Source organism: Bradyrhizobium sp. JYMT SZCCT0428, assembly GCF_018131075.1.
GTDB lineage: Bacteria > Pseudomonadota > Alphaproteobacteria > Rhizobiales > Xanthobacteraceae > Bradyrhizobium.
On record NZ_JAFCLS010000074.1, the window covers coordinates 19,145 to 29,493 of the forward strand.

Consider the following 10,349-nt stretch of genomic DNA (forward strand, 5'->3'; position numbering starts at 1 on the left):
AAGCCGTCCATTCGGGTTACTTGATGCGCGCCTTTACCGGCACGATTCAGGAATGACCCGCCATGCACGACATCAAATCGATCCGCGATAACCCGCAAGCCTTCGACGCCGGACTGAAGCGCCGTGGCCTGGCGCCGCTGTCGCCGTCGCTGCTGGCGATCGACGAAAGGCGCCGCGCGGCGATCCTGGCGTCCGAACAGGCGCAGGCAAGGCGCAATGCGGCTTCGAAGGAAATCGGCGACGCCAAGAAGGCGAAGGATGAAGCGCGCGCATTGAAGCTGATGGCCGAGGTCGCCGAACTCAAGACCACGATGCCCGAGCTTGAAGCTGCGGCCAAGACGGCGGATGACGAGCTTGCAAAAGAGCTGGCAGCGATTCCAAACCTGCCGCTCGACGAGGTGCCCGACGGTGTCGACGAGCACGGCAATGTGCAGCGTCAGGTGTTCGGCAAGGCGCGCACCTATGGTTTTGCGGCGAAGCCGCATGACGATCTCGGCGGCGCGCTCGGCTACATGGATTTCGAGGCGGCGGCGAAACTGTCCGGCGCGCGTTTTGTCGTGCTGAAAAAAGGTCTTGCGCGGCTGGAGCGCGCGATCGGGCAGTTCATGCTCGATCTCCACACCAATGAGCACGGCTACAGCGAGATCAATCCGCCGCTATTGGTGCGCGACGACGTGATGTTCGGCACCGGGCAGTTGCCGAAATTCGAGGATGATCAGTTCTGGGCGATCAAGGGCGAGCTGCTGGCGGCTCCGGATGATGGCCGCTTAAAGAGCGAACGTCTTGGCCTCATTCCGACGGCCGAAGTCTCGCTGACCAATCTCGTCCGCGAATCCATTGTCGACGACAAGGAATTGCCGATGCGTCTCACGGCGCTGACGCCTTGCTTCCGTGCCGAAGCCGGCGCTGCCGGCCGCGATACGCGTGGCATGATCCGCCAGCATCAATTCACGAAAGTGGAACTGGTCTCGATCACCACGCCGGAAACCAGTAAGGACGAGCACGAGCGCATGCTCTCTTGCGCGGAGGAAGTATTGCGCCGCCTCGACTTGCACTATCGCGTCATGACTCTCTGCGCCGGCGACATGGGTTTCTCCGCGCAAAAAACCTACGACATCGAGGTGTGGATGCCGGGGCAGGGCGACGGCGGCGCTTATCGCGAAATCTCCAGTTGTTCGGTGTGCGGCGATTTCCAGGCGCGGCGCATGGATGCGCGCTATCGCGGGCCGGACGGCAAGCCGCGTTTCGTGCATACGCTGAATGGCTCCGGCACCGCGGTCGGCCGTGCGCTGATTGCTGTGATGGAAACCTATCAGCAGCAGGATGGATCGATTGCGGTGCCCGACGTGCTGCAGCCCTATATGGGCGGCCTCAAAGTGATCGAGTAGGACATATAATCTAGATAATTCAATATGTTAGTTATTGTACTGAATGTTGCGTCCAACAAGTGTCTAATAAGCGTGTAGCGTCGCCCCGAGTCCACTTCGGCGAGATCGAGGCGTGGTGATGCGGCGCATGGGCGGCGCGCGCGAGACGGCGGGAGATGACGGCGAAGATCGGTCGAGGCAAAAAAGGCGATAAAATCCGGTGGGGAGGGCGAATTCCGTTGCAATGTCGATTTTTTAGACCTACAAGTAGGCTTAGAAAATCGACATGGAGCAGATTCGTGGACGCACTTCAAACTAGCATTTTGCAGGAACCAAATTGAGCCCCGGCTCAAGCAGCTGGGCCTGACCAAAGAGGGCTTGCTGCAAGTGCGTGACGCTGCGCTCAGCGAAAGCGCCAACGCTACTGCGTTTCATGCCGCAAACGCCGCAGGGACCTTTTCTTACCATGGTGGCACATGGGCGCTTCGCGACCTGTTCGTGGGCGACGATTGGGTGATCGATCGCGCCGACGGCGTCGAAACCATTAAGAATGAGAGGCTCAAGATAAAAGTGGCCTTTTCAAATGTGGATTTGGCCTGCAATAGCTTTCACGTTCCGAAACCGCGGACGAAAAAGGGCGCTGGCGCAGAGCGTGCGATTGGCGCTGATTTGTTTGGCGGCGAGTTGCCGCAGTACGCCACCCGCCAATCCAGCGAGTGGCGTTTTTACTACTTGATGATCGATCACGATGGCGCAGCAGAACTCACCAGTCCCGTCGTGAAAGGTGGAACTTTCATTGCTGCAACTGAGCGCATCTATTTGACGAGCGGTGCCAGTGATGATGGCATCAAGATCAGCGATGACCCAACCGACGTAGCTGTTGAGTTCGAGCCGCAAATCGCTCGCAAATAAATAAGGCTGCGTGCATGTTTAATCCTCGAAGGCTTAGCCTTGCGCGGATGCGACGGCGGTTGACGGCCAAGGCATTGTCAGAAATGACCGGCCTTGCCGCCGATACCATTTCGCGTCTGGAAAACGGCAACAATCCACCGGACGAAACGACGGTTGAGAAGCTGGCGAAGGCGCTTGGCTTTCCGGTCGAGTTTTTTTCGGATGGCGACCCGGAAGATATCAATACAGACGCAGTAAGTTTCCGAAGCTTCTCGAAAATGAGCGCCAAGGAGCGTGACGCGGCTATTTCCGCAGGCAGTCTTGGATTGGAACTTAGCAGGTGGGTGGAAGAACGGTTCAGTTTGCCAAAACCGAACTTGCTTGACCTTAGTTATGAAACCAATCCTGAGGCTGCCGCTATCGCGTTGCGACAATACTGGGGACTCGGCGAGCGCCCGGTCAGCAACATGCTGGCGCTACTTGAGACCCAAGGCGTCCGTCTGCTCTCGCTTTCTGAGAATACCGCATCCGTGAATGCCTTCTCGTTTTGGCGGGATGAAAAGCCGTTTGTCTTTCTGAATAACTTCAAGACCGCCGAGAGCAGCATCTACGATTCCGCCCATGAACTCGGGCACCTCGTTATGCATAAGCATGGCGATTTAAAAGAGACGCGATCCGCAGAGAGGGAAGCTAATAGCTTTGCGTCGGCATTCTTGATGCCTGCCAAGGACGTTCGCTCACGTGCTCCGCGTCGGGTTAACGTCGATTCCATACTGGCTATCAAAGGGCGCTGGCGAGTGTCCGCTATGGCTATGGCGTATCGGTTGAACGCTTTAGGCCTTCTTTCCGAATGGCAATACAAATCCACATGTATCGATCTCGGGCGGCGCGGTTATCGCGTCGGCGAACCTCAAGGAATTGATCGAGAAACGTCGATTATTTGGCGAAAACTACTGGCGCAGCTTTGGTCAGAACGAACGACAAAGAACGATATCGCGAGAAGCCTGCATCTACCACTAGACGAACTAGAGGGCCTTATTTGGAATTTGGCCGGGCCCGACCCGCGCCCGCTGGGCGTAATTGAAAGGGAATTGCGGGAAGTTAAAAAATTGAATTCTGAATTTTGACGCTGGTATTGTCCGCACTTAAAACCTCGGTTGGCGGCATCTTTCAAACCGAGCCACCGCCAACGGTGATATGTTCTCCGGAATTTCAGGGAGGATCGTTGATGCGCTGGCTTCTGTTTGTCTTTTTGGCAACAATTTACTTAGGTGGAATCCTCGGTTCTTTTGAGTTCTTCAAGGCTCGGCTTGGATATCGACTCAAACACTTGCGGCGCGGGCGTCTGGATCAACGCGACTTCGTGGCCTTTCAATGTAGCGCGTGAGCTTGCCCGATGGTCTTACGAGAACGAGGATGATCGTCAGAAAAAATCCGCGACTCGGTGACGCGCGTGGTCAGGGGCGGCCATCGCAGATGTAGTGTGTTAATCGTTCGACAATTTTATTCCCCCTGCGGAGCCGGATGCCGAGCAACTCAAGAAGGACGCTACAAGCGCGGAAGCACCGGGATGATGCGCGCCATCGCTGCTTTGAAGCGCGTTTGTTGACCCATCCCCGGGAACGGCACTGCGAATCGTTGCGCGTCGCTACCAGCTGCGGCTGCTGCCGCTTCTACGATATTCTTGATGCCAATCATAAGTGAGACGATCACTAACGGCTGATATTCAGTAATTCGCGCTGCAAGGCTGGCTTGTGCACCCAAGCATTGCGCGTTGCGTTCGGATTTCGTGAGATGGTTCACTGGTGTCAAGACCAGATCGTCGAGATACCAGCCGTAGGCTTTGAAGCGTTCGAGAAAATCGTCGCCTACACCGAGCGCCGTTTCGACGGCGCGCTGCATGTGGGTCAGCATAGCGTTGTTGCCGTCGTAGAAAAAATCTCCGCTGACGGGGGCGGATTCACCCACGAATAACGTAGTAATAGTTGCCGGGCGAAATCTTGCCCGAGTGGCTTCGACAGCTTCCAAATCGTGGCCCATGTGCGCCGCCCGCCACCTGTCGGTCGAGTTGCAAATATGCTAGCATAGTCAGCGCTTTCAACCAGTCGATTCTTTACCCTTCGGTTTGATAAAGTCATTTTTCAATGGCATCATTTTCTGAATTCCTTTCGACGTTCGACGCCGACATAAACCGGCGCGGAAGGCAATTCGAGCGGTTTGTAAAATGGTTTTTGAAGAACGACCCTGAATGGGCGACGCAAGTCGACGACGTCTGGCTTTGGGATGAATATCCCGGTCGATGGGGACCAGATTGCGGTATTGATCTGGTTTTCAAGAGCAAAATTGGAAAGACATGGGCCGTACAAGCAAAGTGCTATTCCGCTGACTATGATATTTCAAAGAATGATGTTGATACGTTTCTCAGTGAGTCCAATCGCAAACAAATCGATCACCGACTCCTAATCGCGACTACAGATCGCGTTGGCGCAAATGCCCGGCAAGTCCTTGACGCTCAGGAAAAGTCCGTCGTTCGCTATCTGTTATCGCATTTTGAGAGCGCTGCCGTTGAATTTCCCGATAGCACAAAGAGCCTGCCGAAAGGCAAGCGCAAGCCACCACCAGAACTAGATCGCCCGCATCAGATCGAGGCGGTTGACGCTGTATTGTCGGGCTTTCAAACAGCCAGTCGTGGCCAACTCATTATGGCTTGCGGCACCGGCAAGACGTTTGTTTGCTTGTGGGTAAAGGAACGGCTGAAAGCAAAGAGAACCCTCGTTCTCGTGCCGTCGCTTAGTCTGCTCTCGCAGATGCTGAACGAATGGACGTCTGCTGCGCGGGAGCCGTTTGATGCGCTGTGTGTATGTTCGGACCAGACCGTCAGCAGACGAGATCACGACGAAACAATCAGTCTGGCTGCTGATCTTCCATTTCCTGTTTCCAACGACGCGAATGAGATCGCCGACTTTCTGAAGGCGGATAAGGATCAAGTTATTTTTTCGACCTACCAGTCGTCGCTGCTGATCGCTGAAGCACAAAAGAATTCCGATTGCTCCCGATTTGATTTGGTCATTGCGGACGAAGCGCATCGGTGTGCCGGTAAGGCCGACACTGTGTTTGGGACGGTTCTCGACGATCATCTGATTAAGGCCGACAGGCGGCTATTCGCCACTGCGACTCCCCGCGTCTACCGAACGAGCCTTAAAAAGGCGGCTGAAGAATTCGGAGTGGATGTCGTGGATATGAACGATGAGGGGAGGTTCGGCCAGCGCTTTCACACCCTCACGTTTGGCGAGGCCATCAAACGAGAGCAACTCACCGATTACCGAGTGCTTATCGTCGGCGTTGACAACGAGCGCGTCAAGGAATGGATCGAGAACCGTCGGCTTGTCACAACAGATACTGGGCTAACGACGGACGCTAGATCGCTGGCGGGACAAGTCGGACTACTGAAAGCTATCAAGGACTGGAACCTTCGCAGGCTGATCTCTTTTCATGGCCGCGTGAGGGGTGCCCGCATATTTTCGGAAGACATCGTCCAAGCTGCCCTGTGGCTGGACGATGCGCACAGACCGTCAGGCAATCTATGGGCGGATCATGTCTCGGGTGAAATGCCGACCATTGCCCGCAAGCAAAAACTAAGGCGACTGAAAAATGTCGGCAATGGCGATATTGGTCTTCTGTCAAACGCGCGTTGCCTGTCGGAAGGCGTGGACGTTCCCGCGCTGGATGGCGTTGCCTTCATCGATCCACGAAGCAGCGAGATCGACATCATTCAATCGGTTGGACGAGCGATCCGGTTGAGCGAAAACAAGACGATGGGAACAATCGTGATCCCTGTCTTTATTGAGCAGACCGACAATGCCGAAGAGACACTCAAGGCAAGTGACTTCAAGCCGATCTGGGATGTTCTTGAGGCATTGAAGTCGCATGACGAAAGGTTATCTGACGAACTCGACCAACTGCGGATTGAACTGGGTAAAAAAACAAGTCGGTCGGTCGACACGGTTGATTTGACGAAAATTGTTTTTGATCTGCCGACTTCTGTTAATGAGGAATTTGCTCGATCCCTTCGCACTCATCTTGTTGAGCAGACAACTGAATCGTGGATGTTTTGGTTTGGACTGCTGGAAACTTTCACCCTTGAACATGGTCATTGTCGAGCAGCCGGTACTTACAAAACACCCGACGGTTTTCGTCTCGGCAACTGGGTCGCGAACCAGAGAACCTCGAAGTACATAGCTCTTGATCGGCGACTGCGCCTCGAAGCACTACCCGGTTGGTCATGGGATCCTCTCACCGATTTATGGGAACGGGGCTTTGCTTATTTGAGGGAGTTCGTGGATCGACAGGGCCATAGCCGCGTTCCTCAACAATACAAATCTGACGATGGTTATAAACTCGGTAAGTGGGTTCACACTCAGGTTAGCGCCAAAAATGTAGGGGATCGTCCTGATCGTAGGGAGCGCTTAGAGGCACTACCGGGTTGGTCATGGGATCCACGTGCAGCTTTGTGGGAAGAAGGCTTTGCTTACTTAAAGCAATTTTCCGATCAGCATGGTCATTGTCGCGTGCCGTTTGCTTACAAATGCGGGCGCTTTAAGCTCGGTTCATGGGTTATTGTCCAACGTATGTGGGCCAGCAAAGAGACCAACTTCCTTAATCGAAATAAGAGAATTGATCCTGTTCGTCAGCAGCGTCTAGAGGCGCTGCCGGGATGGTCGTGGGCGACATACGACGACAGGTGGGAACGATACTTTGCTCACCTGAAGGAATTCGCACATCGCGAGGGCCATTGCGAAGTTCCCTATTCGCACAAGACCGACGACGGCTCTAACCTCGCTCGATGGGTTCGCTTCCAGATAAATCGAGCGGAAAAAATCGAACTCGAACGGCGACAACGACTCGAAGCGCTCCCGGGGTGGATTTGGTCTCGTCAGCGAGACCGCTGGCACGAAGGATTTGCCAGTCTAAAAGAGTTTTCAGACCGAGAGGGCCATTGTCGCATTCCTAAAAGTTACAAGAATGACCGTGATTTTCCGCTTCGCGCATGGGTCCATTCGCAAAGACAGTACAAAACTGACAATCCTGATCGGCAGCGGAGCCTAGCCGCACTACCCGGTTGGTCATGGGCACCCGAAGATGAAAGATTAGCCAAGCTTTGGGAACGAGGTTTTGCTCATTTAGTGCAGTTTGTGGAGCGAGAAGGTCACTCCCGAGTCCAGAAGAGCTTCGTGACCGACAACGATTACCAACTGGGGTTATGGGTTCGCAGCCAGCGTCAAAAAAAGTCCAATGCAAAATTCAGTAACCCGGAGCAGGTAGATCGCCTTGAATCGCTGCCCGGCTGGTCTTGGGTACCTAAGTCAGAGAGGTATGAGACGCTCTGGGACGAAGGCTTCAACAACCTAAGGCATTTCTTGGAGCGAGAGGGTCACTCCCGCATCCCGGCTTTGTATAGGACCGAAAATGGCTTTCTACTTGGTCGGTGGGTTCAAAAACTTCGCATTCTCAAAGACACAATGGACCCTGATCGTAGGCGGCGCTTGGAGGCGCTAACGCAGTGGTCATGGTCATTACCCGACCGGCTTGAAGCAATTTGGGATGAACGGTTCGCTAAGCTAAGGCAGTATTCAGAACGGGAGGGGCATTCCAGAGTTCCATTTCACTACAAGACCCATGATGATTTTAGGCTTGGTCAATGGGTATCCTCCCAAAGAGTGATGTTCAATAACAACCAAATCGAACCGGATCGTCGACTACGTCTAGAAGCGCTGCCGGGTTGGGTTTGGAAAGTTGAAAAATAACACTGCACCTGCAGATTCCCGCATGTGTCACAAGGCCAGTTGGCGAGGATGGCCGAGAGACTCGGATATGCGCGTTAGGGAAGAAGCGACGGGACAGATTTCCGATTAGTGATTCTGCCCGCCGCCAAGGCTACTTCGTTCCAGCAGATTCAGTTAAGAGCCGCCGCGCCTCGGTCGTCATGAGCGATCAAAGATAGAAGGCGATCCGCCACGGCCACGGGTGCAGTTTTTGAGACCGGATGGCGTGCGCGACCTTCGCTTCCCAATGTCCGCGATGAAGTGCAAAGCGGACCAAAGCCGGATATCGCGCCATGTCCGAAAAGTGCCAAACTCGGACAGGGGCATCAACTCGTCCCGGCCAACGCTATCTTTGGCCGAGACGTTGTATGATCGTGGATCGGTGTTGCCTCAGCGGACCAACGTGATTTCCGTGGGCCGCCAAGCCTTGGTGAAGAACGATTCATGCGGGCTGTACAGCCGAAGAAGGGTGAACCAGCCTTTGCCGGGCGTGGTCTGAATCCAGTTGCCATCCTTTGCGGGGGCGGGCTTGGTCGGGCCGAAATAGATCGTCGTAGAGCCGTCCGCTTCCGCAACGGCAGCGGGTGAAGGATACGTCTGGCTTCCGGCACGCGGGTAACGCTGGGGCGTCTGCAGCATCGAGCGAGTCTGGTTATCGTAAAGAGTGAACGACCAGAATGCTGCCGCGGGAATGTCTTTTGGCAAGGTTACCCGGTAGGTCTTGCCACCATCAAACGGAACCTTCTCGGCATCCGTGAACCCCATGAGGTACTGCGAGCCGACGTTGGGCAGCCGCATGATCATGCCTGGCGAGTCCATGGTGTAACCGTAGTAGAATCCTGTGCGGGAGTTGAGCGTGCGAGCGCCGGTTGACGGCGACGGTTTGAAGTAGCCCTCGGGCGTGATCGCCGGCGGCGGAGTCTCGAAGTCGTAACCGCCTTCCCAAAGCATGTTGGCCCACATGGAGTTCGGATAGAGGGACCAACCGGGCATTTCGGCGGCACGCCAGTTAAATATTCGTCCGGCGGCGTTGCCGACGGCAGCTGCGTCGGTGAGAATCTTCTTCATCCGAGCGTCAGGATTGAAGGGCTTGCCCTTCACGATGCCAATCGCTGCGAGTTGGCCTAGGAGCTCAGGACTTGTAGAGGTCGCTGGCTGCATCTGCACCAACTCGTTGATCATCTCGAAATACGAGAAGTCGTTGGGGGGAATGGTGTTGAACGACTTCCCGCTCGCTTCAACGAACTTCGTCGGTGGTATCGGTGGGTTCAGCTCGAGTCGCACCTTGCCTTCAAGCGCCGTCGCAATGCTGGTGCCGTATCCCCCTGGCGTGTACGGGTAGATTCTCAGCCTGTCCTTGATCAGCGCGACAGCCGGTTTTGGATCGTTATTGTCCAGATTGGCGCGCACCGCGTAGAGAGCCTGCGTTGTTTTCGATCGACCCACAAAGAAACCGTTATCGGGCAGCGGGCCGTCATAACCTGGCGGCAGGATCAGGTACTTGCCTCCTTGGCCCCGGTCGGGGCCGGGCGCGCCTATGTCGATGATCCATCCAAACCACATGTCATTAAGCGTGCCAAGCGCCTTGGGCGGTACCTCAACCACCAGCGGACCTTTCGTCAGGTCGAGTACGGCCAGATTATAGACGGTATCGGCATTCGCGGTAAGAAAGAGCGAACTCGAGTCCATCAACTCGGAGAAGATGACCACCGTGTTGTCCTCGGCCCCGATACTGTGGAAGCCCTTGCGGATCGCATACGCCGACGCACCGGAGAAGCTGTTCATGAATGCATCGACGCCGCGCACGTAGTCCAGGCTGTCGAGCACCTTCTCGACGGTGGCCGCGGTGGGCGCGCCATCCTTGTATTCGAGCGTTCCGATGCGAGTCTCGACTTTGTCCGGCGTGGTGATAGCAGGAGGGATTGCCGTAGCCGTCTGGGCGGCGGCTGCTACAGTTAGCGAAAAAGCGATTGCGGTCGTCAGAAAACCCAGCTTGAGCGTCGCATTCATTGTCGCCTACTCCTTGTTGATGGGGTGCGAGACTGCCACGGAGCGCCCAAGCGCGCTATGCCGAAAGGGCCTTGGTTGTCCGGTTCGGGTCAATCGCGTTGTTTTGGCCATCAGCCAGCCACTTCCGATCTACCGCTCTCAACGGACATCGTCAGGCCCGCCCGGCAGGTCCGTTTGGTGCCGATTTTGTTGCAAAAGTCGGCTGTTTGCGATGGATAGTTCGGCTACGTCGCCAGGGGCGGCCGGCTTTGATCCGCCG

Annotated in this window: 7 protein-coding genes; 5 read left to right on the plus strand and 2 right to left on the minus strand. The window is 55.4% G+C overall.

The window, feature by feature from the left end:
* Nucleotides 1-62 precede the first annotated feature (62 nt).
* From serS to JQ575_RS40200, 4 genes are all read left to right on the plus strand, one after another.
* Nucleotides 63-1,388, plus strand: a complete 1,326-nt coding sequence (gene serS, locus JQ575_RS40185) for a serine--tRNA ligase (protein ID WP_212038698.1) — start codon at nucleotides 63-65, stop codon at nucleotides 1,386-1,388.
* 366 nt (nucleotides 1,389-1,754) lie between these two features.
* Complete coding sequence (locus JQ575_RS40190; RefSeq protein ID WP_312016106.1) at nucleotides 1,755-2,279, plus strand: hypothetical protein; 525 nt, start codon at nucleotides 1,755-1,757, stop codon at nucleotides 2,277-2,279.
* Nucleotides 2,280-2,293: 14 nt separating this feature from the next.
* Nucleotides 2,294-3,385 carry an ImmA/IrrE family metallo-endopeptidase gene (locus JQ575_RS40195; protein ID WP_212038699.1) on the plus strand — a complete coding sequence of 364 codons (1,092 nt, stop codon included), beginning with the start codon at nucleotides 2,294-2,296 and terminating at the stop codon, nucleotides 3,383-3,385.
* 101 nt (nucleotides 3,386-3,486) lie between these two features.
* Nucleotides 3,487-3,645, plus strand: coding sequence for a hypothetical protein (locus tag JQ575_RS40200; protein WP_212038700.1), 159 nt, complete (start codon nucleotides 3,487-3,489; stop codon nucleotides 3,643-3,645).
* A gap of 161 nt (nucleotides 3,646-3,806) precedes the next feature.
* On the opposite strand, the gene JQ575_RS40205 is transcribed toward JQ575_RS40200, so the two are convergent.
* On the minus strand, nucleotides 3,807-4,298 hold the full coding sequence (locus tag JQ575_RS40205; protein WP_212038701.1) for a hypothetical protein: 492 nt from the start codon (nucleotides 4,296-4,298) through the stop codon (nucleotides 3,807-3,809).
* A gap of 104 nt (nucleotides 4,299-4,402) precedes the next feature.
* Between JQ575_RS40205 and JQ575_RS40210 the strand changes: the two genes are divergently transcribed.
* Complete coding sequence (locus JQ575_RS40210; RefSeq protein ID WP_212038702.1) at nucleotides 4,403-8,062, plus strand: DEAD/DEAH box helicase; 3,660 nt, start codon at nucleotides 4,403-4,405, stop codon at nucleotides 8,060-8,062.
* Nucleotides 8,063-8,470: 408 nt separating this feature from the next.
* On the opposite strand, the gene JQ575_RS40215 is transcribed toward JQ575_RS40210, so the two are convergent.
* Complete coding sequence (locus tag JQ575_RS40215) at nucleotides 8,471-10,090, minus strand: DUF1254 domain-containing protein (protein ID WP_212038703.1); 1,620 nt, start codon at nucleotides 10,088-10,090, stop codon at nucleotides 8,471-8,473.
* Nucleotides 10,091-10,349 lie beyond the last annotated feature (259 nt).

Bases quoted from the DNA above. Each gene is read 5' to 3' on its own strand.
- JQ575_RS40215 (WP_212038703.1), bottom strand. From the start codon at position 10,090: ATGAATGCGACGCTCAAGCTGGGTTTTCTGACGACCGCAATCGCTTTT.
- JQ575_RS40205 (WP_212038701.1), bottom strand. From the start codon at position 4,298: ATGGGCCACGATTTGGAAGCTGTCGAAGCCACTCGGGCAAGATTTCGC.
- JQ575_RS40195 (WP_212038699.1), top strand. From the start codon at position 2,294: ATGTTTAATCCTCGAAGGCTTAGCCTTGCGCGGATGCGACGGCGGTTG.
- serS (WP_212038698.1), top strand. From the start codon at position 63: ATGCACGACATCAAATCGATCCGCGATAACCCGCAAGCCTTCGACGCC.
- JQ575_RS40200 (WP_212038700.1), top strand. From the start codon at position 3,487: ATGCGCTGGCTTCTGTTTGTCTTTTTGGCAACAATTTACTTAGGTGGA.
- JQ575_RS40210 (WP_212038702.1), top strand. From the start codon at position 4,403: ATGGCATCATTTTCTGAATTCCTTTCGACGTTCGACGCCGACATAAAC.